We start from the raw sequence: 23231 nt of genomic DNA on the forward strand, positions 1-23231 counted from the left end.
AATTCTAAAGTCTAATTGTACTCCCGGCCGCAAGTAAAGTCAAGGGAGAACGCCAGCTTGCCGTAAACGGACAGAAAAAAACCTGCAAAACAAGTTCACAGGTCCAAGAGTAAAATATATTTTAAAAAAGGGGGTCGATATTTATTATAGGTTAACGATATTAAAAAAAAGTTATAAATTGATTACAGAAATATTACAATTTCGGAAGCGTTTTTACAGCCGTCGGAATCCGCCTGCCGGCTGGCAGGCGCCGACAGATTCCGGTGATCGGACACTAATGGCCGGAAGGGTCTCTTCGCGGATGCTGGGGAAAGCCAGCCCACTCTTCGGCTGCTTCCATGTCTTCCTCCAACTCGGCCATCACTCTTGCTTCCCTGCGGTCCGGATGCAGCAGACTCCGGGAAGCACGCTCCAAACCTTGCTCTTTGCGCGATTGATGCATGCGGGCACCTCCAATAGGGCTGACGGCCTGCCGTTCCTGGGCGGAAACGGCTTGGCTCTACTATATTGTTACCCGCATATGCGATCTTAAGCGCCGCTTTCCAAAATTATCGTAACGGGACCCGAATTTACCAGCTCGACGTCCATCATCGCACCGAAACGGCCGGTTTCAACGGTTAGTCCCATAGAACGCAGAGTTACGTTCAACAAATCATAAAGCTTCTCCGCCTGCTCGGGCCTGGCGGCCGCCATGAAATTCGGCCTCCTGCCTTTGCGGCAGTCCCCGTATAACGTGAATTGGGAAACCGACAGCAGCCGTCCGCCGATATCGGTAACGGAAAGATTCATCTTGCCCGTTTCGTCCTCGAAAATGCGGAGTCCTGCAATTTTGTCCGCCATCCAGCGGACGTCCGCTTCCGTATCCTCGTGCGTAATTCCGACCAGCAGCACCAATCCGGATGTTATGGAGCCGACAGTCTCGCCTTCGATAACGACCTTCGCCTGCTTGCTGCGTTGTACGACAACCTTCACTTCTTCAAACCTCCGATAATCATTGCATAATACGCTGAACGGAATAAATGTCCTGCACTCTCTTGATCTTCTCCACAACGGAAGACAAATGCTCAATGTTGCGGATGAGCACCGTCATATGAATGAGCGCCATTTTATTTTTAACGGAACGGCCCGTAACGGCCGATATATTCGTCTTGCTTTCGGATACGGCCTGCAGCACTTCATTGAGCAATCCCCTGCGGTCATGCCCCGTAATTTCAATATCTACGCTGTAATTGGCCTCGATCGAATCTTCCCATTCGACCTCGATGACGCGTTCGCCCTCTTCCCCTTGATCGCCGAACGGAATGTTCGTGCAATCCATGCGGTGAACGGACACGCCGCGTCCGCGCGTAATATAACCGATGATCGAGTCGCCTGGCACGGGATTGCAGCAGCGCGCAAACCTGACGAGCAAATTATCGATCCCTTTGACCGTTACGCCTTGATTCGGACGGGATTTTTTGTTTGCCGCAGGCGCCTTGATTTCCTTCACCTCGGCCGTCAGCTCCAGCTGGCTCGCGAGCTCGGCCTCCTTGCGCATCTTCTCGGTCAGCTTCGTGCAAATTTGCGCTGCCGTAATACCCCCGAAGCCGATAGCGGACATCATATCCTCGATATCGTGGAACGAAAACTTCGAAGCCGCTTCCTGAAGCTTATCGTCCTGCAGCCACGCCGAAGGCTCCAGCCCGAGCCGCTTAAGCTCCCGCTCCAGCAATTCCCGGCCCTTCGCAACGTTCTCCTCGCGCTTTTCCCTCTTGAACCACTGCCTGATTTTGCTGCGGGCATGCGAGGATTGGGCGATCTTCACCCAGTCCTGGCTCGGGCCGTAGGAATGCTTCGACGTCAAAATCTCGACGATATCGCCGGTTTTCAGCTTGTGGTCCAGAGGAACGATACGGCTGTTTACCTTCGCGCCGATCGTCCGGTTGCCGACCTCCGTATGAATCCGGTATGCGAAATCGAGAGGTACCGATCCCGCCGGAAGCTCGATGACTTCGCCGCTCGGCGTAAACACAAAAACGAGATCGGCAAAAAAGTCCATTTTGAGCGATTCCATAAATTCGGATGCGTCGCGCGCCTCGTTCTGCAGCTCCAATATTTCGCGGAACCAGGTCATTTTGTCCTCAAAGCTGCCGCCCGGAACGATCGAGCCTTCCTTATAAGCCCAGTGCGCCGCGATGCCGTATTCGGACGTTCTGTGCATATCCCAGGTTCGGATTTGCACCTCGGTCGGTTCACCGTTCGGCCCGATAACCGTCGTATGCAGCGATTGGTACATGTTCGCCTTGGGCATCGCGATATAATCCTTGAAGCGGCCCGGCATAGGCTTCCAAAGCGTATGAATAATGCCTAAAGTGGCATAGCAGTCTTTAATGTTATCGACGATAATCCGAATAGCCAGCAGATCGTAAATTTCGCTGAACTGCTTGTTTCTGTCGGTCATTTTCTTGTAAATACTGTAAAGATGCTTCGGGCGTCCCGAAATATCGCCTTCGATCCCCATCTCTTCCAGCTTTTCCGTTATTCTTGCGATAACGTCGTCAATGAACCGCTCGCGCTCCGCCCGCTTCTTCTTCATCAGGTTCGCGATCCGGTAATACTGCTGCGGATTCAAATACCTAAGCGCAATGTCCTCCATTTCCCATTTGATCGCCGAAATACCGAGCCGGTGGGCTATCGGACAGAAAATTTCCAGCGTTTCGTAAGCGATCCGCCGCTGGGCTTCCTCCGACTGAAATTTAAGCGTACGCATATTGTGCAGCCTGTCGGCCAGCTTTATCAAAATTACGCGGATGTCCTGAGCCATCGCTACGAACATTTTGCGGTAGTTTTCGTTCTGTTGTTCTTCCTTGGACCGGAATTTAATTTTCTCCAGCTTTGTCAGGCCGTCTACGAGCATCGCACAGGTTTCGCCAAATTTCGCGCGGACCGCCTGCAGGTCGACCGTCGTATCCTCGACAACGTCGTGAAGCAGCGCCGCTATAATCGAAAGCACGTCCATCTGCATATCGACAAGAATATCCGCAACCGCGACGGGATGCAGAATGTAAGGCTCTCCCGATTTCCGCACTTGGCCGTGATGGGCTTGCTCAGCGAAATCATAGGCTTCCTTGATGCGTATGAGGTCCTGCTCTTTCATATAGACGGATGCCTTCTCGAGTAAATGCTCAATGCCCATGAAACGTCCCTTTCCAAGCGTAAACGGCTTAACCGGATGATTGCGGCATACGCCCGTTTCGCGATGAAATCTAACCATTATTCCGAGTTTTTATAATATTATGCCTGTAATAACACCGCCGCGTCAACCATCGGGCCGATTTAAATAAAACCGCCTGCCCTTCGCACGAAACGTGCAAAGGAATCAGGCGGCTGCCAATGTCCGGTTCCGGACGTTGCTTTTTATTCGTATGTCATAAGTGAAAAGACGTCGATTCCATCCAGCTTCTCGCGGCCTGTCAAATAGGCGAGCTCGATCAGAAACGCTGCTCCGACCACTTCCCCGCCGAGCTGGCGGACTAGGTTAATCGAGGTAGCGATCGTTCCTCCCGTTGCCAGAAGGTCGTCGGCGATCAATACACGCTGCCCCGGCGTTATGGCATCCTTGTGCATGGCCAGCTGGTCCTTGCCGTATTCCAGATCATAGTTCGCGGTAATGGTTTCGCCCGGAAGCTTCCCGCTTTTGCGGATCGGCGCGAAGCCAACTCCAAGCGCAAGCGCCAAAGGAGCGCCTACGACGAAGCCGCGCGCTTCGGGACCTGCGATAATATCGATTTTCATATGCTGCACAGCTGCGCGAATTTCTTCGATCGCCGCCCGGTAAGCGCCCCCGTCCTTCAGAAGCGTCGTAATATCCTTAAAGCGGATGCCCGGCTGTGGAAAATCAGGGATAACCCGGATGTAATCTTTGAAATTGTAAGCTTGGTTTGACATGTATACTTCATCCTTCCATTCATCTCATGCCGTGCAGCGACCGTATGGGCTGCCCGGAACTTTCTTTTGCCTCCAGGTACCGCGACGAGGTCGCCAGATCCCGCTTCTGCGGCGCAGCCGCCGGTACCATCAAGCCGTCGCGGAACGTAATGAATTGCAGCTCCTCGAATACTTCAAGCATCATTCGGACCGTTCCTTCGGCAAAGCCGCTTTGCTCCGCCAGACGTTTAATTAATCCGCTTGCTGGTGTCTCACCGAGCTTCCTGAGGCGCTGATAGACCATCCCAAAATGCTCCCGCTCCGGGAATGGCTCGCCGTTCAGCGCATCATAATGAATATCGTGAAGCTGCAGCTGCGGCTTGCGCTGCCCGTTCCATACATTGACGGACAGCTCGCCGACGGCTTGAATTTTCCGCCCCGGCTGCAGACCATCCGAGAGCTCTCCCATGCCAAAGCCGATTCCGTCCAACAGACGGCGTCCGCTGCCGAGCGTGAGCTTCAAATGCTTCGACTCCTTGCCGATCGTGCGGCGTTCCGCGAGCTCAACCCCGTCGAACAGCAGACGGGGGGATGGATTGCCAACCCCGAACGGCTCCAGCAGCGACAGCTCCGATATCGTTTCCAGCGTTGCTTCGTTAATCGAGCAGGTCAGATCCACAGCCGTCTTCGGGATCCAGTCGTCTTCCTTCAGCCATTGGTCGGCCAGTTCGCCAAGCCGCAGCTCGAATGCCGGCAGCCGATCGCGGTGCAGGCTCATCCCCGCGGCAGCCTGATGCCCGCCGTAATGATCCAGCAGATAACGGCATTCGGTCAATGCCGCATGCAGATCATAACCTTCAATGGAACGCGCCGAGCCTTTGCACATTCCGGTGTCCCCGTCGATGCCAAGAACGATTACAGGTTTATAATTCCGTTCCAAAATTTTGGATGCGACGATTCCAATCACACCTACATTCCAACCCTCGCCGGCCAGCACGATGACCGGCGGAGCCGGCTCCCCCCGGGCTTCGGCGGCCGCACATTTCTCCAGCCACTGCTGCTCGGCTTCCTTGACCATGCTTTCGACAACCCGCTGCCGCTCCTTGTTCAGGCTGTCCAGGCTGATAGCAGCCAGTATCGCATTGTCATAATCGTCTGTCGTCAGAAGCTCGACGGCCCGCCCCGCATGCTCCAATCTGCCGGCTGCATTAATGCGGGGCGCCATGCCAAAGGCGACTCCGGTCGACGTAATCGCCTCAAGCTCGATCCCGCCGGCTTCCGCCAGCGCGCGGAAGCCGGTGCTGGCGGAGGTCCGCATCCGCTCCAATCCGTACCGCACCAAAATCCTGTTCTCGTCAACAAGCGGCATCAAATCGGCAATCGTACCAAGACTGACGATATCCGTCAGCTCGAGCGGCGGACGCTCCAGCAATGCCGTCGCCAGCTTGAAGGCAACGCCTACGCCTGCCAGCCCCTTGAACGGGTATGTGCAGTCCTCGCGCTTTGGATTGACGACCGCAACGGCGTCCGGGATTTGCACGGGCGGCTCGTGGTGATCGGTGACGACGACATCGATGCCAAGCTCCTTCGCATATTCGATCTCGTCGTATGCGCTAATGCCGGTATCGACCGTCACGATCAGCTTGACGCCTTCCTCTGCGGCAAGCGCGACCGCTTTCCGGTTCATCCCGTATCCTTCCAAGGCACGATGCGGAATATAATAATCAAATTCATAGCCCAGCATGCGAAAAGTATGGATGAGCAGGGAAGTGCTCGAAACGCCGTCCGCATCGTAATCCCCGTATATTCTTATTTTCTCGTTGTTCGACGCAGCGGCTCTGATTCTCTGGACCGCTTCCGCCATGTCCTTCAGCAAATACGGATCGTGAAGATGTTCCTCTCCGCCCCGCAAAAAACGCTCTGCCGCTGCTGGCTCCGCATACCCCCGCTGTACGAGCAGGCGCGCAACCAAAGGCGGCAGCCCAAGCGTTCCGGCCAGCCTGACGGCCCCGGCTTCGCTGCTTTCATCCCATGGAGCAACCGCCCAGCGCGTCTTTCGTTGTATCAACCTTCATCCCCCTCTCCTGCCGGATGCAGCCTATTGCAGCAGTGTCGGCATCTGCTCCTGATTCGGATCATGATTGGACTTGTAAGGATATCCGGGATCGTAAGGCTCAACAAAAATCGATACGTCCGTTACATGAATAAACCTTTTCATCACAAGCTGCTTCACCCGTTTGGCAATTTCCTGGCCTTCCAGCACCGTAATCCGCGGGTTAACGCTGATGACGATTTCGGCCACAACATAATGGCCATGCTCCTTCGCCTTGAGGGATTGCACCGTAATAACCCCCTCGACACGCTGCACGAGCTGCATCATCTCGTTAGCGTTCTCTTCCTCGGCGTGCTTCCCTCCAGCGCCTTTGACCGAGCCCGTTGCCATGCGAAAGCCTCCGTACATAATAATAGCCGCAATCGCCAGCGCCGCAGCGGGGTCCATGTAATACAGCTCAGGAACCGACAGCCAGCGGCCGATAATCGCTCCGCCCGTACCGATGAGCGCCGACAAAGAGCAGCAGAGGGCTGACATGCGGTCTCTGGACGGCAAAAACAGCTGTTGAGCGATCAGGCTTGCGCCAATCACGATAAGTGCAGTCCAGCGGGGCGATTCGTGAACGCCGTCCGAAAGATCCCGTATCGCGGAGATGCCGATTTCGAGACCCACAATAAGAAGGATGACGGACATTAATATCGTTGTCGCCATTTCCCCCTTAAAATCGAGTGCCGCCGTCTCCGTACCGGCTTTCGCGGCGGAGCGCTGCCGCTCCGTCCGCTGCCTCGAGACGGCAGCGGCGGCCTCTGCGGCGTCCGCCGCGGTCCTGAACGCATCCGCGAGAAGCGCCTTGCTTCCCGATAGCCAACCCATGATCCCTTTGCAAAGTGCCAGCAGCATGTTTCCCCATAAGCCGGCCCAAGCTGCTGATCCGGCTTTCGCATATCGCTGTGCAGTTGACATTTGGTTCCTCCTAAAGTGTTTTGCGCAGCAAAACACATCTTCGTAAGCATAAGCTTAGTGTTTTGCGCAGCAAAACACATCTTCGTAAGCATAAGCTTAGGGTTTTGCGCAGCAAAACACATCTTCGTAAGCATAAGCTTTATCTTATGGCTGCGTCGAAACCTTCGCCGCTTTCTTCGGCTGCTGCTTCCCTTTCAGCAGCAGCCATAGAGGGCTTGCGATGCAGATCGAGGAGTAAGCCCCGCTCGTCAAGCCGATAATTTTGGCCAAGGCGAACAGCTTGATCGACTCGCTGCCGAAGATGAATAGGCAAACCGCGACGATAAGGACGGCGAGCACCGTATATATATTACGCGCCATCGTCTGCCAGATACTCGCGTTGACCATTTCGGCGAGCTGCTCGCGGTTCTTAAACTGGCCGAAACGCAGATTTTCGCGGATCCGGTCAAAAATAACGATTTTATCGTTAATGGAATAACCGATCGTAGTCAGGACAGCCGCGATAAACGGCAAATCCACCTCCAGGCGGAAGATCGAGAACAGTGCGACAACGACAAAAGCATCGTACAAAATCGCAATGTTAGCGGCGAGCGCAAAACGCCATTCAAAACGCAGCATCACATAAAGCATAATCGCGACGCTGGCGATCAAGATCGCCCAAATCGTTTTGATTCCGAGCTCCTGAGCCATATCCGGCGATACGACGTTCACCTCGGCCGAAACCTGATCGCCGTATTTCGCTTTGAATGCGTCCTGGATTTCCGTGATTTTCGCTTGAGTCAATACCTCGTCGAATCTCGCGGACACGCGGTCATTGCCGGTTCCCCCGACCGTTGGAGTAACGTCTTCGATACCGGCCTTTGCCAATGCATCCTTCGCATCCTGCTGGGTAGCCGCTTTTCCGACCGAGATGTCCATATTCGTTCCGGCCTTGAAGTCAACGCCAAAATTCAAATTGAAAAGAAGCAGCGAGATGATGCCCGCGAGCGTCAGCAGAGCCGAGAACAGAAAAAACTTATTGCGGTTGCCTACGAAGTCGTATCGTATTTTTGTATTAAAGTTCACGGATTTCCGCCTCCTTTACACCGTAGTAGCTAGGTTTCGTAAACAGATTACTGCGGATCAGAAGCATAATCAGAAGCCGCGACAAGAAAATGTTCGTAATCATACTGACGAGAATACTGAAGATCATCGTCAGGGCGAAGCCGCGGATAGCCCCGTTACCGATGTAATACAATACGGCGCTCGCAATGATGTTCGTAATATTCGCGTCCATAATCGTCCGGAAGGAGTTTTTGGAGCCTGATTTCAAGGACGAGAGCAGACTTTTGCCGCTGCGGATTTCTTCCTTGATCCTCTCGTACATAATGATATTCGCGTCGACCGCCATCCCGATCCCGAGCACAAACGCCGCAATGCCCGGCAGCGTTAACGTCGCGTTCATCAAATTAAAGACAAGAATAAGAAGCCATGTATACGTAATGACCGTAATGGCCGCAATAACGCCAGGAATACGGAACAGAATAATCAGGAATACCAAAATAATAACCGTACCGATAATTCCCGCCTCAACAGTGTCCTTCAGCGACTCCAGGCCCAGCTTTGCCCCTACGCTCTGCGTATACTTCTCCGTCAGCTTAAGCGGCAATGCGCCAAGGTTAATCATATCCCTGAGCTCTTTGGCTTCGTCCGTCGTATAGTCGCCTGTAATCGTAGCGGAACCCCCGGAAATCGCAAAGTTAACGGACGGTCTGGAGAGCTCCTCTTCATCAAGATAGATCGCCAAATACGAGCCTGTTAATCTGCGCGTAATTTCCTCGAATTTATCCGCATCCTTCAATTCGATCGTAACAAACGGCTTTCCGAGGTCGTCGTAGCCGATTCCCGCACCGTTTTGTTTGAAATCGCTGCCTGCGAGCTCTACCTTGCCGTCAGGGCCGCGGAACGTCAGCTGGATCGGCTTGGCCAAAATTTCTCTGACCTCGTCTTCATTCTCGACACCGGCCAGCTTCAGCCGGATCCGGTTCGAGCCTTCGGTCGTAATTTCCGGCTCGACGATACCGAGCGAGTCGATACGCTCTTCCAGGCTTCTCGCCGTTTCCTTGAGCGATTCCGGCGTAACCGCCTCCCCGCCTTCAAGCGGCGTGGCTTCGTAAAGCACCTCAAAGCCGCCCTTCAAATCAAGGCCTAAGCGAACGTCCTTCACCAACGATGGGCTAGTCCATGCGATAACGCCGAACATAATAACCACGATCGCAAGGAAGGCCAAAATTCTCTTCCCGAACATACGTCTGAATCCCCCTTATGATCTCAATATTCCTATTATACAGAGGGTGCAAAAACGAGTCAAAAAAAAGAAACCCTCTCTAGAACGGGTTTCCCTTCAAAGCGCTGAGCGTCATGTAATTCATGAACTTCGTCACCTTCAAGGACAAAATGTCATTGACGATCTCGTACAGCTCAGGCTGTCCTTTCTTCGAGTATTTCTCGCTGACGCATTCCCATACTTCCCGGGCGGTTACGTTCTCGTAACCGATCATCCGGAATTCCTCCGCTTTACTTTCGCACAGCTCCTCGATCATGCGATCTAATTCTTCGTCTGCCATGCCGCCATCTCCCCTGAACTGAGCCTCATATGCCCGAAAAATAACAGCTACTAAGCATCGGCCTGCTACATTTCATTTATGTATGCAACTATTCGCTGCGGCCGCCCGTTTCTCCTGCCTAAGCCGCATTTCCTATGAAAAAAGGCTGACATGGAATTGGACATGCCGCGCATAAAGATAAGTATCCGGCTTGTCAGCTGCGTCTTTCCCGTGTTGCCGGAAGAAAACCGCAATTACGCGATAGAGAAGAGGGCCGGATATTATGACGAAGCAAACGTTTATTAAAGGCGCGATGATCCTGCTGGCCGCAGGCATTATTAATCGGCTGCTCGGATTTGTCCCGCGCATCGCCCTCCCGCGCATTATGGGGGCGGAAGGGGTCGGACTATATCAGCTCAGTTTCCCGTTTCTGACCGTGCTCCTGACGATTATAACGGGCGGCATCCCTCTTGCTGTCGCCAAATGGATTGCGGAGGCGGAATCGCAAGGGGATTCGGCCCGCGTCAAGTTTATTTTCAGGACGTCCATGCGGCTTGTCATCCTCCTTGCCTCTGCAGTAACGGTTGCAATGGTGCTGCTCGCACCGTGGATAACGACCCAAATTTTGCCGGATTCAAGGGTGTACCGCACTTTTATGGCTATGTCGCCGCTCCTTCTGATCATCGGGATATCGTCCGTTTACCGGGGCTATTTTCAAGGCAAGCAGGACATGATTCCAAGCGCCGTCTCCCAAATCACGGAAACGGTGCTCCGCATTATCTCCGCGCTTGGTTTTGCCTATTTATTAATGCCGCTAGGCGTGGAGTGGGCGGCAGCCGGGGCAATGCTTGGCGTTGTTGTCGGCGAGCTCGGCGGCCTGTTCGTGATTTTATGGAAATATTATTCAGAGAAGCGCAAAGCCAAACAAATGGAAAATGCCAAGCCTTCCGCCCAGACTGACAAAAACAAGCCCGTTCTCCGCCGGTTGCTGCAAATTTCGGTGCCCGTGACAGGCAGCAAGCTCGTCGGCTCCTTCTCGTACCTGCTCGAAACGATTTTTACAGCCAGAAGCCTCGTTGCCGCAGGAATTGCCTCTACCGTCGCCACCGCGCAATACGGCGCGCTGCAAGGTATGATTGTTCCGCTAGTACTGCTGCCGACCGCGCTCACTTATTCGCTGGCTGTGTCGCTCGTGCCGTCCTTGTCCGAAGCAGCCGCCAAAGGAGACAACGCCATAATTCATAAGCGGCTTCACCAATCTATGCGTCTTGCCCTTGTCACCGGAGCCCCCTTTGTCGTCATCATGGGTTTATTCGCGGAGCCGATCTGCCGCCTGCTGTACGATCAAGCCGACATTGCCCCAATGCTTCAGCTCATTGCGCCTGTAGGAATTTTCATCTATCTGCAAGCTCCGCTGCAAGCCGCGCTTCAGGCGCTGGATAAACCCGGCACCGCTCTTATGAATACGTTAATCGGCGCCGTCGTGAAGCTGGTCCTGATCGTTCAGCTGGCCTCGAATCCGGATTTCGGCATTTACGGTGCACTGATCGCCATTAACGTGAATATCGTGTTAGTTACACTTCTGCACGGCATAAGCGTTTTGAAATTTATCGGCTTCCATATGAAGCTGCTGGATTTCATCAAGGTCGGGTCTGCCATGCTCATTATGGGAGCGGCCGCGCAATTTTTGATGAACCGTCAGCTGCTTCCGGCGGAATGGATCAATTTGCTGCTTGCCAGCGCCGCCAGCGTAGCCGTCTATTTGCTGCTCATGATTGCAACCCGAATCATCGACCGCCACGATATCGTCCGGATCCCGCTGTTTGGCAGATGGTTTCAATAGCCCGCTTAAAAATAAAACCGCGGTTCCAAAGAGGGGCGTTCATCCCCTTTAGAAACGCGGTTTTTTATCGTTTAAATCGATAAACAGCCTGCCTCTATGATCAATCGTACAGAAAAATACATCTTTAAAATCCGTAACTCCCCGCTCCTGCAGCACATTTTTCAGCCAAAACCTCGTTTTCTCGAGCTTCTTTAAATTTTCATCCTGCACCTTCCCGTCCATAATTAAGGGAATCGGCAAAATTTCAAACCGGAATTTGGGAGGAATGACCTTTGAGCCCGGCACCGCTCTCAGCTTATCGGTTTGCTCCCCTTCCGGAGATTCGATCGACTCCTTGCCTAATGCTGTTGACGGCTCCGGCTTCTCCTTCTCGAGAACAGACAGCTTGCCGCTCGTTTCCAAAACGGCGAATTCCACATCGGAAACGGCGCCTATTTTATTTTCGCGCAGCTGCAGCATCAGATCGTCCAAATTGTAACGCTGCTTGCGCATGACATCGCTGTTCAGCTTCCCTTTATCGATGATGACGCTCGGCTTGCCGTCGAACAGCAGCCGGAGCTTCCTGCTTTTCATTGTCAAATAGGCGATGCCCACCTGAACGATCAGCAGTACGGCCATCGGCATAATGCCTTCCCACAATTTCCGGTCCGCATCCTCCAGTACGATAACTGCGATTTCCGCAATCATGACGGAGATGACGAGGTCGAACACCGAAAGCTTGCCGATCTCCCGCTTGCCCATAAAGCGCATAATCAGAAATACGACGAAATAAATGATCACCGTCCGGATCAACAGGCCCCAAAATTCCAAAGGAAACCGCCTCCTCGACTTGTCATACGTGCTTCTGCGTTCCGTTTTTGTCCGTACAGCTATTGTCACCTGCCCCCATATACATCATACGGAACCTCACTATACGAATATATGGCAAAGCAAAAAGGCCGAAGAAAAACATTGTGTTTTGCAGGACGGTTGTACTATTCCTCCATGCTTGACCATATGGATAAGTAATACATGCCAATTCGGGGGGGAATTTGATGAGTTCGGTTAAGCAATCTTCAAAACCGCCTTTAATCGCGTCGCCACTGCTTGCGGGAGTGCTCTTTTCCTTGATCTGGCTCGCGGCCGGCGCTTTGCTGCTGTCTTTGTTCCTGCACTTTTCCGACATGAAGGAAAACAGTCTGCCGGGTTATGCTTTTCTTGTGCATGCCGTATCTTCGCTGGCGGGCGGCTTTACCGCGGGCAAGCGCTCTGAGAATAAAGGCTGGTACAACGGATCTCTGCTTGGCTTAATTTATGCGGCTATCATTATTATAGTCAGCTTTTTGGCTTCGGACGCTTCCCTGACCTGGCACAGCGCTTCGCTTCTTGGCGCATCGCTGCTTGCAGGGGCTTTCGGGGGAATGATCGGGGTAAATATGAAACGTTAAATTGTTCACAAAAAAGAGAGGGCTGTACCCTGCAGTTCACAAACTGCCTGGTACAGCCCTATCGGCTTATGCGTTATCCTTCTCGATAGACGGAGCAGAGTTAATAATCGTATTGATTGCGCTTCGTTCGAAGGTCATCTTGGTCGTGTCGTTGACGCGAAGCACGACCGTGTCGTCCGTCAGCTCGACTACCGTACCATGCAAGCCGCCGATCGTTGAAATTTTATCGCCTTTTTTAATTTGGTTAAGCATGACCGTACGCTGCTTCTGTTTCTTCTGCTGCGGACGGATCAATAGGAAATAAAATACCGCGAACATTAGGATGAACGGCCAGATCATGCCGATAATACCGCCTGCGCCGCCTGTTGCTTCAGTTGCTAGCCACATCGAAATCCCCCCTTTCAAAATCCTTTCTCATTATCGAACAGTCCGTAGCTCGTGAAGAAGGAATCCCGGAAATCGAGCAGCCGGTCCTCCATAATCGCTTGCCGAACGTCCCGCATGAGTTGCAGCAAGAAATGCAAATTATGATAAGTCGTCAGCCGCATGCCGAACGTCTCATCCGCCTTTATTAAATGCCGGATATAGGCCCTGGAGTAGTTCTTGCACGTGTAGCACGAGCATTCAGGGTCAAGCGGACCAAAATCTTCGGCGTATTTCGCATTGCGGATCACAAGCCTGCCCCCGCTTGTCATCGTTGTCCCATTGCGGGCGATGCGGGTCGGCAGCACGCAATCAAACATGTCGATCCCGCGGATAGCGCCTTCAATCAACGCGTCGGGGGAACCGACGCCCATCAGGTAGCGGGGCTTGCCGGCGGGCATAACCGGTACAGTATAGTCGAGCACTTCATACATCAAATGCTTGGGCTCGCCTACGCTCAGTCCACCAATAGCATACCCCGGGAAATCCATGGAAGTCAAATCGTTTGCGCTTTGGATTCGCAAATCTTTGTACATGCCCCCCTGGATAATCGCGAACAACCCTTGATCATGCGGCCTGGCATGAGCCTTGAGGCAGCGCTCCGCCCAGCGGGTCGTACGTTCCAGCGATTTTTTCACATATTCATGATCGGCCGGGTAAGGCGGGCATTCGTCGAACGCCATCATAATGTCGGAGCCGAGCGCATTCTGAATTTCCATGGCCACTTCCGGAGACAGGAACTTTTTGTCGCCATTTAAGTGGGAGCGGAAATGTACGCCCTCTTCGGTAATCTTCCGCATTTCGCTCAAGCTGAACACCTGGAAGCCGCCGCTGTCCGTCAGGATCGGCCGGTCCCAATTCATAAATTTATGAAGGCCGCCGGCCCGCTTCACGATTTCATGGCCCGGACGCAAAAACAGATGGTAGGTATTGCTCAAAATAATATGGGCGTCCATCGTCTTCAGCTCTTCCGGGCTCATCGTTTTTACGGTCGCCTGAGTCCCTACCGGCATAAACGCCGGCGTCTCGATTACGCCATGCGGAGTATGCACCCGTCCTAGCCGTGCGCCTGATTGCTTGCATTGTTTGATTAATTCATATTTGATAGCCACAATTCACGCTTCCTATTCCTCTATTAGTAAATGAACATTGCGTCGCCGAAGCTGAAGAAGCGGTATTCCTTCGCAATCGCTTCCTCGTATGCGCGCATGACCGCATCGCGTCCGGCAAGCGCGCTTACAAGCATGACGAGCGTCGATTTCGGAAGATGGAAGTTCGTCAGCAGCGCATCGACCAGCTTAAAGGTATAACCCGGATAGATAAAAATCGAGGTCCAGCCGCTGCATGCCCCGATCGGCTTGCCTTCGAACCGGGCCGCAACCGTCTCCAGCGTCCTTGAGGAGGTTGTTCCCACCGCAATTATCCGCGCTCCGTTTTCCTTCGCCTCCTGAATTAAACGGGCATTATGCTCGTCCAGCTCGTAATATTCAGCATGCATCTCGTGGTCTTCAACCCGATCGACCGACATAGGCCGGAACGTGCCCAGGCCGACGTGGAGCGTTACATAAGCCAGCTTAACGCCTTTGCCCTGCAGCTTCTTCAAAAACTCTTCCGTAAAATGAAGCCCGGCCGTAGGAGCCGCCGCCGAGCCCGCATGTTTCGAGTACACCGTCTGATACCGCTCGCGTTCTTCCAGTCTCTCTTTAATGTACGGCGGCAGCGGCATTTCGCCGAGCCGGTCCAGCAGCTCCTCGAAAATGCCTTCGTACATAAACCGGACTGTCCTGCCGCCCATCTCGGCCTCTTCCTCAATGACCGCGCGCAGCAGCGGATTCCCGTATCCGTCGTCTCCGAAGGAGAGCTGCGTCCCGGTTTTCAGCCTTTTGGCCGGTTTGCCAAGCGTTTCCCAGCGGTCCCCGTCCAGCCGCTTCAGAAGAAGCAGCTCGATTTTCGCGCCCGTGTCGGATTTGATTCCGGTCAAGCGCGCTGGAATGACTCTCGTATCGTTTAAGACCAGCACGTCCCCCGGCTGCAAATCGTTCTCCAAATCGGTAAAGCTGCGATGCGCAATTTCACCGGTCCGTTTGTTTAAGGTGAGCAATCGGGACGAAGTTCTATCGGGCAGCGGCGTCTGAGCGATCAAGCGCTCAGGCAGCTCAAAGTCAAACCAATCTACGTTCATATCGTATCAATCATTCCTTAGCGATGGTCACATCTTTGTAGTAGTATTGCAAAATATATTGATAGTCATACCCTTGCTTCGCAAGGCCTAGCGCTCCGTACTGCGACATGCCGAGGCCATGGCCGTTCCCCGTTCCGATAAAACGGTAGGAAGGGTCCTTGGTCGCCGCGCGCACGTTTCCGTCTCCGTCCAGAATGTACACATTTTTATCCTTAATCTCTGCAGCTGTGCCGCCGGCTCCGATCGTATAAATCGGCGACCGGTTGTCCGTTCGGACGGCTTGCGCCCCGCCGCCTCCGGCTACCGCAACCTTCGCCGTTTCGTCAATCTTGAACAGCGTGCTCGGAAGTGAACCGTCGACGCCCACTGCTGCACGGAGCGAATTCGGATCCTTTACCTCCAGCCGCTGTCCGTTTGCCGCGATTTCGATTGCTCGTCCGGAAGGGCCGCGCCTGCTGACCTCAAGCGAGCTTAACGTTCCGGTAATCTGCACTGCTCCGGCCGCATTCATCTTCGCCAGCAGCTCCTCGCCCGAGTACGGCCCCCTTACCCAGGACATCGAGCTTACTTCCACTACTTTCTCCAGCACGGTCACTTTGGTTCCGCTGTTCAACTGAGCTACGAGCGGAATCGAATCCTGAATGGCAGGCTGTCTGCGCACCTTCGTACCGTCCGTATTGACCGACATAACCGTGCTGCCTGCTGGCGTGCTAAGGCCCGTCGTATCCAGCAGATCATCGCGGATATAGCCGGTTTCCCCGCTCTGCAGCGCAATGCGATACCAGTCATGCAGTCCTTCCTCCGACGTATGATCAGGGCTGCTGACCGGCTTCAGATAAGGGACGGAATTGTTCCAGATTTCCGCCGCATCGGCTGTCATGCCTCCGCTGTTCGCGGAAAATAGCGTTTCGATCAGCTTGCCGTTATAAAGCGCAACCTCGCCCGAAGTAGCATCTACTGCCGCGATCGTCGACGGCTTCTCGGATTCGATTCCATAGTAGGCCTGGCTCAGCGTCGTATCGACGACATGCGCGATTTTGTAGCCCAGGCCTTTATACAGCGCGTAGGTGCGGGCTGCAACCGCCTGCGCCTTCAATGCCTCGGCAGGCCAGGACGGATACATTTCCACACCGACGACGGAATACAAATACTGCTCAAAAGGCAGCTCGTTCACGACCGCCATCCGCCCGTTCAGCAGGGTCAGCTCAAAGGAGCCGCGATATTTGCGGTTGCTGCGTTCGATCAGCTGAATCGGCTCTTTGCCCGCGGGAGTGACCGTCACCTTTGCGTCGCTTCCCCCGAACGCATACAGCTCCAGGCTGTTTTCCGCCTTCTGGCTTGCCGAATGATCGTTTCTGAGCAGCATATACGGCGTTACCGCATCCGCAGTTTTTAAGGCTGCACCGCCGGGAACCTTCGCAGCAGCCGCTTTAACGATCTGCAGCTCCGCATCGCTTGCGGCGGCGCCGACCATAACGGAATAGCTAGCCTCCCCTTGCTGGTTCAAGCGGACCGCGGCGAACGCATCGAGTCCTGCCGCTCCAAACGCGCCGGCCGCGGCTGCTGCCTCGGCCTTGCTCGCGTACGCTCCGCTTTCCAGATGGAACGGGCCTTGCAGTACGGACTTGAAGCTGCCGGCAAGCTTGGCCAGCTGACTGTCGGCCGACCATTTCTTCTGGGCGGCCGCCGCATCTGCAGCCGTAGCGTATGTACCTTCGAAAACTTGATAGACGATGGATTTATTTTTCGCGGCGGAGGTCAAATAGGCAGCGCCCTTCGCCTCCTGAAGTCTTTTGAATACCGCCAAGGCCGAAGCGAATTGGCCGGATTCGAACACCTTCACTTTATAATCGTCAGGAGCGAACCTGATCTGCGAGGAAGCTCCCACCGTAAACCAGCTGCTAATTCCGTCCGGCAAGCGCGTGCCGATCCGAAGGCCGCCCGTAGACGTAAAAGTCGCTGCCGGCGTCGTTGATGTATAGGTCGAAAATACCGCAACGCGAATATCTTCCAGCTTCGGAACCGCGGCCTGAGTAGGCGATGCCGTCCAAGTCGACGCAAGCAGAAGCATCGACGCGGACAGAATCATCATTCTTTTAAGCGGGCGTTTCAAGTTCATGCTAGTTATTCCCCTCTCTGTCCGGCTCCCGTTCGCAGCCGTTAATCGAACAGCTTTGTCCGGCCGAACCGAACCACTCGTATCGTCTGGCGGCAATGTACCGGTACAGCCGGTCCGCCATTCGCCTCATCCCGGGTATCCGGTACAACATGGACAGACATTTCAGTCCTTTGACCGTCCGCAAAATACGAACGATTCCGTCTGCGCCTGCGAATACGCGGCCATTCCCGTCCACGATATGGATTTTCTCGTACAGCTCCTCGTTGTTGATTCCCCGAAGAGCGCGCAACGGAATACTGTCTTCCTCCAAGGCCTCCAATTGCCCGATCGGTATCAAATCCAGCGCCGATCGGGTCGGCAGCTCCTTCAGCTTGGACACAGAGGCAAGACAGAGCCTGCAATTTCCGTCATAAATGACGTACAGCGTCTCGGTCTCAGGTGATGTGCGGTTCATAGAGTGTTACCTCTCCGGCATTGGCAGTCCGACATGGCGGTACGCGCTTTCCGTCGCGATTCTTCCGCGCGGCGTTCGCTGCAGAAACCCGATTTGCATCAGGTACGGCTCGTATACGTCCTCGATGGTCTGGCTCTCTTCTCCGATCGTTGCGGCGATCGTATCCAGTCCGACCGGGCGTCCTGCAAAGGTCGTCATCATTGCGTGCAGCATTTTGTGATCGATGCTGTCCAGTCCTACCTTATCCACCTGCAGCAGCTCCAGCGCCGATCTTGCGATCTCATGCGTGATGATGCCGTCGCCCCGCACCTGAGCGAAATCCCGCACCCGTTTGAGCAAGCGGTTCGCGATCCGCGGCGTTCCGCGAGACCGCATCGCGATTTCGGCCGCCGCCTCGCCGACGATGCTGACGTTTAATATTTCGGAAGCTCTGGATACGATAAAGGAAAGCTCGTCCACCGTATAAAATTCCAGCCGGCTGACAACTCCGAACCTGTCGCGAAGCGGCGCCGACAGAAGACCCGCGCGCGTCGTCGCCCCGATCAGCGTGAACGGCGGCAGATCCAGGCGCACCGAACGGGCGCTAGGTCCTTTTCCGATCATAATATCGAGTGCGAAATCCTCCATAGCCGGATACAGCACCTCTTCTACCGTCCGGTGCAGCCGGTGGATTTCGTCGATGAACAGGACGTCGCCCTCCTGCAAATTCGTCAGCAGCGCCGCCAGATCGCCGGGCCGCTCGATAGCGGGACCCGACGTTGTACGCAAATTCACGCCAAGCTCATTGGCGATAATGTTCGAAAGCGTCGTTTTGCCGAGGCCCGGGGGACCGTAAAGCAATACGTGGTCCAGCGCTTCCTTACGCAATTTGGCCGCTTCGATATAAATTTTCAAATTCTCCTTGACCTGCGTCTGTCCGATGTACTCCGCCAAATAGCGGGGGCGCAAGCTCAGCTCCACCGCCTGGTCTTCCATCATAAGGTTCGCGGAAATGATTCTATCGTCCAACCTACTTCATCTCCTTTCCATTAACCTTTGAACAGCTGCTGGAGCGCCCTCTTCATTAAAGAATCGACGGATTCTTCAGACGTTACGCTGCTTTGGAGGCCGTTCCACGCCCGGTCAAGCTCGGCTGCGGTATACCCGAGTGCGGCAAGCGCCTCGCGCGCCTCCTGCCAGGCCGTCCCGGCCCCTTGTCCCGCATGGCTGCCAGAGGAAAGATCCAGCGGTATGCCGCCTGAAGCGAGCAGTCCTCCGTCTAGCCCCGCGCCGATCAGCTTGTCCTTCAAATCGAGAATCATCCGCTGAGCCGTCTTCTTGCCGATGCCGGGCAGCTTGGTCAGAAATGATATATTTTCCTGCTGGATCGCTGCGATGACCGCCTCCGGCCGTCCGCCGGACAAAATGCCGAGCGCGACCCGGGGACCGATTCCGGACACTTCCAGCAGCTTGCGGAAGAGGGTCTGCTCCTCCCTTGTCTCGAAGCCGAAAAGTAAAATAGCGTCCTCACGGACGTTCTGATGGATAAAGACGGTTACCGGCTCCTGTTTTTTTGCGAACGCATAAGGATTTGGGGTAAACACACGGTAGCCGGTGTCCCGGACGTCCAGCACGATATATTCCGAATCCAAATGGGCGACGATGCCCCTTAAAAAATCGATCACGTGCGCTTCACCTCGTTTATCTTGTTGGTCATAACGGCGGAGTGGGCATGACAGATGGCAACCGCAAGCGCGTCCGCCACATCGTCGGGCTTCGGCACGGCCGTCAGCTTGAGAAACATTTTGACCATTTCCTGCACCTGCTTCTTCTCCGCTTTGCCATAGCCGACGACCGCCTGTTTCACCTGAAGCGGCGTATACTCGCCGATGGAAAGCCCGCGCTGGGCGGCTGCAAGAATGATGGCCCCCCTTGCCTGTGCAACGTCAAAAGCGGTCGTCACGTTACGGTTGAAAAACAGCTTCTCGACCGCAACGGCATTCGGCTTGTATTTATCCATTAATGCTCCGGCCGATTCGTACACCTGGAGCAGCCGCTGCTCGGAGGGCGTATGCGCTTCTGTCGTAATCGCGCCGTATTGGACTGGCGTGAGTTTATGTCCTAACTTGTCAACAAATCCGAAACCTACGATAGCAATGCCGGGGTCTATCCCAAGAACGCGCAAACCGCCAACTCCTAATCTATTATTTGACGCAGCTCCCGCATGCTAGAAAAGTATGGCCGCTAATGCATCCTATCTATTATAGCAAATGTTGGCGAGGATGAGAACGCGCGTTTGATATTTCGGAAATTCGGCAAAAAAAGAAGGCCGTACCCTTTCGTACGGCCCCGCTTCGCTTGGCTAATAGGCTGGATTCATCACCTTTTCGTTTTTCTCGACCGCATAATCGCTGTACGTCGATAATACGCTGTTATACTCGTCGATATCGCTTACCCGAATGCCTTTGGCGAGCTGGTCGAGCTTGTCCTGCGGCAGATTGCTCTCCATATAATTCACGTCCAGCTGAAAGAACGTGCGGACGACTTTTTCTTTTTTCGGCACTCCGTCATACAAGGTCAGATTGCCTTCCTTATCGACTCCGATATAGGCATTCGCCTTGCAATACGCGGACAGATCGTCGATTTGCTGCTCGAGAACGACCCTGTCAACGTCCGTTCCACGAGCCGCTTTCCAATCCGGGTTTTGTTCGAGCAGCCCGGCCACCTGTTTGCCCGTCATTATGCCAAGCGGCTTGTCCTCTTCTCCGCAGACGTAAATCCGGCGCAGCATGACCGTTAGCGGGGAGTCGGCTTCCTTCAGCTCCTCCAGCAGCCCGGATCCGGCTGCCGGCAGGGGAGCTTCCGCCGCTTGCAAGTGTCCGGCAGCGCCCGGCCAGAGCAAGCTCGCATACAGGATGGCCAGCACGCCGCCAAGCGTCCACATCGGGCGTCTGCCTCGCCGGATTCTTTTTTTTATATTTTTCCAAAGGCTGAATTCCATCATCTGAAAGACCCCTTCTAAATCATTTTTTGTTAGTGTGCTCCATTATTTCACAAATATTCAAGGCTTACCGCTTGTTCGGATGCATCCTCAACTAATGATTAGATCCGCATTCGTTAAAAAGGGCATCCGCAGAGCAGCTGGAATGCCGCGCGGATGCCCTTTCGTTATGACCGGTTACCGATTGATCCACGGCCGGTTGCCGCGGTATTTCGGCTTGCTTGTGACCGTATTAACCGTACGGATAACGGCTTTTTTGGCGGGCTTTCGTTGGACCGCCGTTTTGGCGGCTTTAGGGGCAGCTTGTTTTTCGTCCTGCTCGAAAGCTTCCTCCGTCCGGTTGCCTTTGCAGCCGCAGTCCGACTGATCGGCTGCTCCTGCTGTTTGGGGCCAGGTCGGATACGGCGGATACACCGGGAAACCGGCAGCCTGATAATCGTGTCCGCAGCCATGCCCCATATCGTAGTTGGGGCCTATGCTCGAAGGCGATACGTTACCCTTTCCGTAACCGTAGCCGCCATAGCCATAGTCAGTCTGCATGCCAAGCGGCGATACCATTCCTTGGTTCGGTGTCGCGGCCAGCGGCGAGAACATACTTTGGTTCGGCGAGGCGCTCATCGGCGATACCATTCCTTGGTTCGGCGAGGCGCTCATCGGCGAGAACATACTTTGGTTCGGCGAAGTGCTCATCGGCGAGAACATACTTTGGTTCGGCGAAGTGCTCATCGGCGATACCATTCCTTGGTTCGGCGAAGTGCTCATCGGCGACACCATTCCTTGGTTCGGCGAGGCGCTCAGCGGCGATACCATTTGGTTCGGCGAGGCGCTCATCGGCGATACCATTTGGTTCGGCGAAGCGCTCATCGGCGATACCATTTGGTTCGGCGAAGCGCTCATCGGCGATACCATACTTTGATTCGGCGCAAAGCTCATCGGCGATACCATTCCTTGGTTCGGCGAGGTGCTCAGCGGCGACAACATACTTTGATTCGGCGCAAAACTCATCGGCGACACCATGCTTTGGTTTGGCATCGCGGAAGCGCCCGCGACCGGATAGGCGTTCTCTGCAAGCGGGCTCACCGGGTTTCCGTAGCCCCAAATTGGCTCCGTCCCCATCGGCATCGTATCCGAAGACGGATAGCTGCCTACAAATACCGTTCCGGGAGGGCAATCATACGGCGTATCAAAGCCGCCTTCGCTAAGCGGGCTGACCGTGCTCGGATAAGGAACGGGCTGCTGCCAGCCCCCGTAGCCCTGGCCGTATCCGCCATATCCGCCGCCGTAACCGCCGCTGTCCTGGAATGGCATCGTCATTGGCTGGCCGTAGTCGTAACCGCCGAAAGAAGGCTGCTGCTGGGCATGCGCTACATGATCCGGCACTTTCGGCAAATCGTACAATGACAAAGCTTCCGTCGCAGGGATACCGTATTGCTTGAACAAATCAACGTTCGGCTTGTATTCCGAGTGGATCGGCTTCAGCTTCTTCTCAACCGGCTTTTCGATCGGCAGTGCCTTTTTAGAAGGTTGAATGTTTGCCGCTTTCGGAGCAGGCAGCGGGGCCGGCGCAGCCGGCTTCACGGCCGGAGCCGGTTTCTTCTCGACGACGGGAGCAGCCGGAGCCGGAGCCGGGGTCGGCGCAGGTGCCGGTGCTGGTGCTGGCGCCGGGGCAACCGGAGCCGTCGGGGTTTTACCGGTAATCGGGCCCGTTGGCGTTTTCCCTGTAATCGGAGCAGTGGACAGCTTGCCGACCAACCCTTGCACGCCTTGCATAATCGAGCTTGGGCTTAGCGATCCGCCGGTGCTTTTATTGCCCTTGGAGCCCTGCGAGGTTTGCATGCCTTGAGATAAGGAGCCTTGTGAGCCGTTCGATTGGTGCATGCCCGAGCCCGCTTTCGGGATATTCACGATTTCGCCGGTCAGGAGCACATTCGGGTTTTTAAGCTGCGGGTTCGCTTTAATCATATCTGCAAGCGGCACCCCCCATGCTTTGGACAGCTTCCAGAGCGTATCTCCCTGCTTGACGACATGCTGATGCATAATGTCCATCCCCCCTCCATGGCCGCCGGATTGATTGGATGGGATTTTCACTTTCGTTCCCACGTCAATGGCATCCGGATTCGTTATTCCCGGATTCAGCGCTAAAATTTCTTCCAGCGAAACATTATACTTTTGGCCGATAAAGTACAATGTATCGCCTTTTTTTACAATATGGATCTTCACTCGCTGATGACCTCCTGTCACGTATGAATAACCAGGCACGGCAAATGCCTGCTATCAATCCTTACATCCTATGCAG

General features: G+C 54.5%; 22 protein-coding genes. 2 read left to right on the forward strand and 20 right to left on the reverse strand.

Annotated elements, in window-relative coordinates; all coding sequences use genetic code 11:
* Positions 1-274 precede the first annotated feature (274 nt).
* From KP806_RS09340 to KP806_RS09380, 9 genes are all read right to left on the reverse strand, one after another.
* Positions 275-442, reverse strand: a complete 168-nt coding sequence (locus KP806_RS09340; RefSeq protein ID WP_224723314.1) for a hypothetical protein — start codon at positions 440-442, stop codon at positions 275-277.
* Between the two features lie 86 nt (positions 443-528).
* Positions 529-972 carry a D-aminoacyl-tRNA deacylase gene (gene dtd / locus KP806_RS09345; RefSeq protein WP_224723315.1) on the reverse strand — a complete coding sequence of 148 codons (444 nt, stop codon included), beginning with the start codon at positions 970-972 and terminating at the stop codon, positions 529-531.
* Positions 973-991: 19 nt separating this feature from the next.
* Complete coding sequence (locus KP806_RS09350; protein ID WP_224723527.1) at positions 992-3175, reverse strand: RelA/SpoT family protein; 2184 nt, start codon at positions 3173-3175, stop codon at positions 992-994.
* Positions 3176-3396: 221 nt separating this feature from the next.
* Positions 3397-3927, reverse strand: a complete 531-nt coding sequence (locus KP806_RS09355) for an adenine phosphoribosyltransferase (RefSeq protein WP_224723316.1) — start codon at positions 3925-3927, stop codon at positions 3397-3399.
* A gap of 19 nt (positions 3928-3946) precedes the next feature.
* Positions 3947-5974: a single-stranded-DNA-specific exonuclease RecJ gene (gene recJ / locus KP806_RS09360; RefSeq protein ID WP_224723317.1), complete on the reverse strand. Its 2028-nt coding sequence runs from the start codon at positions 5972-5974 to the stop codon at positions 3947-3949.
* 30 nt (positions 5975-6004) lie between these two features.
* The gene (locus tag KP806_RS09365; RefSeq protein ID WP_224723318.1) at positions 6005-6922 is read right to left on the reverse strand and encodes a cation diffusion facilitator family transporter; all 918 of its coding nucleotides are present in this window, start codon (positions 6920-6922) and stop codon (positions 6005-6007) included.
* Positions 6923-7066: 144 nt separating this feature from the next.
* The gene (secF, locus tag KP806_RS09370; RefSeq protein ID WP_224723319.1) at positions 7067-7987 is read right to left on the reverse strand and encodes a protein translocase subunit SecF; all 921 of its coding nucleotides are present in this window, start codon (positions 7985-7987) and stop codon (positions 7067-7069) included.
* Entirely contained in the window at positions 7977-9209 is a 1233-nt protein-coding gene (gene secD, locus KP806_RS09375; RefSeq protein ID WP_224723320.1) for a protein translocase subunit SecD, read from the reverse strand. The genes secF and secD overlap by 11 nt, the downstream gene beginning before the upstream one ends.
* A 79-nt stretch (positions 9210-9288) precedes the next feature.
* Complete coding sequence (locus KP806_RS09380; RefSeq protein WP_224723321.1) at positions 9289-9528, reverse strand: post-transcriptional regulator; 240 nt, start codon at positions 9526-9528, stop codon at positions 9289-9291.
* Positions 9529-9790: 262 nt separating this feature from the next.
* On the opposite strand from KP806_RS09380, the gene spoVB reads away from it, so the two are divergent.
* Entirely contained in the window at positions 9791-11350 is a 1560-nt protein-coding gene (gene spoVB / locus KP806_RS09385; RefSeq protein WP_224723322.1) for a stage V sporulation protein B, read from the forward strand.
* Between the two features lie 48 nt (positions 11351-11398).
* Here spoVB and KP806_RS09390 read toward each other — a convergent pair whose 3' ends face one another.
* Positions 11399-12100, reverse strand: a complete 702-nt coding sequence (locus KP806_RS09390; RefSeq protein ID WP_397376381.1) for a DUF421 domain-containing protein — start codon at positions 12098-12100, stop codon at positions 11399-11401.
* 284 nt (positions 12101-12384) lie between these two features.
* Here KP806_RS09390 and KP806_RS09395 point away from each other — a divergent pair, with 284 nt between their 5' ends.
* The gene (locus KP806_RS09395; protein ID WP_224723324.1) at positions 12385-12777 is read left to right on the forward strand and encodes a TIGR04086 family membrane protein; all 393 of its coding nucleotides are present in this window, start codon (positions 12385-12387) and stop codon (positions 12775-12777) included.
* A gap of 66 nt (positions 12778-12843) precedes the next feature.
* Here the strand turns inward: KP806_RS09395 and yajC are convergent, their stop codons facing one another.
* The 10 genes from yajC to KP806_RS09445 form a co-directional block, all read right to left on the reverse strand.
* Positions 12844-13164 carry a preprotein translocase subunit YajC gene (gene yajC, locus KP806_RS09400; RefSeq protein ID WP_224723325.1) on the reverse strand — a complete coding sequence of 107 codons (321 nt, stop codon included), beginning with the start codon at positions 13162-13164 and terminating at the stop codon, positions 12844-12846.
* 14 nt (positions 13165-13178) lie between these two features.
* Positions 13179-14315, reverse strand: coding sequence for a tRNA guanosine(34) transglycosylase Tgt (gene tgt, locus KP806_RS09405; protein WP_224723528.1), 1137 nt, complete (start codon positions 14313-14315; stop codon positions 13179-13181).
* Between the two features lie 20 nt (positions 14316-14335).
* Positions 14336-15382: a tRNA preQ1(34) S-adenosylmethionine ribosyltransferase-isomerase QueA gene (gene queA, locus KP806_RS09410; RefSeq protein ID WP_224723326.1), complete on the reverse strand. Its 1047-nt coding sequence runs from the start codon at positions 15380-15382 to the stop codon at positions 14336-14338.
* 10 nt (positions 15383-15392) lie between these two features.
* Positions 15393-17501 (reverse strand): SpoIID/LytB domain-containing protein, encoded by a 2109-nt coding sequence (locus tag KP806_RS09415; protein WP_224723327.1) that lies wholly within the window; start codon positions 17499-17501, stop codon positions 15393-15395.
* A 1-nt stretch (position 17502) separates the two neighbouring features.
* Positions 17503-17955, reverse strand: a complete 453-nt coding sequence (locus tag KP806_RS09420; protein WP_224723328.1) for a thiol-disulfide oxidoreductase DCC family protein — start codon at positions 17953-17955, stop codon at positions 17503-17505.
* 6 nt (positions 17956-17961) lie between these two features.
* Positions 17962-18963 (reverse strand): Holliday junction branch migration DNA helicase RuvB, encoded by a 1002-nt coding sequence (gene ruvB / locus KP806_RS09425; RefSeq protein ID WP_224723329.1) that lies wholly within the window; start codon positions 18961-18963, stop codon positions 17962-17964.
* Between the two features lie 20 nt (positions 18964-18983).
* Positions 18984-19619 carry a Holliday junction branch migration protein RuvA gene (gene ruvA, locus KP806_RS09430; RefSeq protein ID WP_224723330.1) on the reverse strand — a complete coding sequence of 212 codons (636 nt, stop codon included), beginning with the start codon at positions 19617-19619 and terminating at the stop codon, positions 18984-18986.
* A complete protein-coding gene (gene ruvC / locus KP806_RS09435; protein ID WP_224723331.1) occupies positions 19616-20119 on the reverse strand; it encodes a crossover junction endodeoxyribonuclease RuvC in 504 nt (167 codons plus the stop codon). Before ruvC ends, ruvA begins: the two co-directional genes overlap by 4 nt.
* A gap of 177 nt (positions 20120-20296) precedes the next feature.
* Positions 20297-20938 carry a BofC C-terminal domain-containing protein gene (locus KP806_RS09440; protein ID WP_224723332.1) on the reverse strand — a complete coding sequence of 214 codons (642 nt, stop codon included), beginning with the start codon at positions 20936-20938 and terminating at the stop codon, positions 20297-20299.
* 174 nt (positions 20939-21112) lie between these two features.
* A complete protein-coding gene (locus KP806_RS09445; RefSeq protein WP_224723333.1) occupies positions 21113-23155 on the reverse strand; it encodes a LysM peptidoglycan-binding domain-containing protein in 2043 nt (680 codons plus the stop codon).
* Positions 23156-23231: the final 76 nt, after the last annotated feature.

This window comes from Paenibacillus vietnamensis, from assembly GCF_020169515.1.
Taxonomy (GTDB): domain Bacteria; phylum Bacillota; class Bacilli; order Paenibacillales; family Paenibacillaceae; genus Pristimantibacillus; species Pristimantibacillus vietnamensis.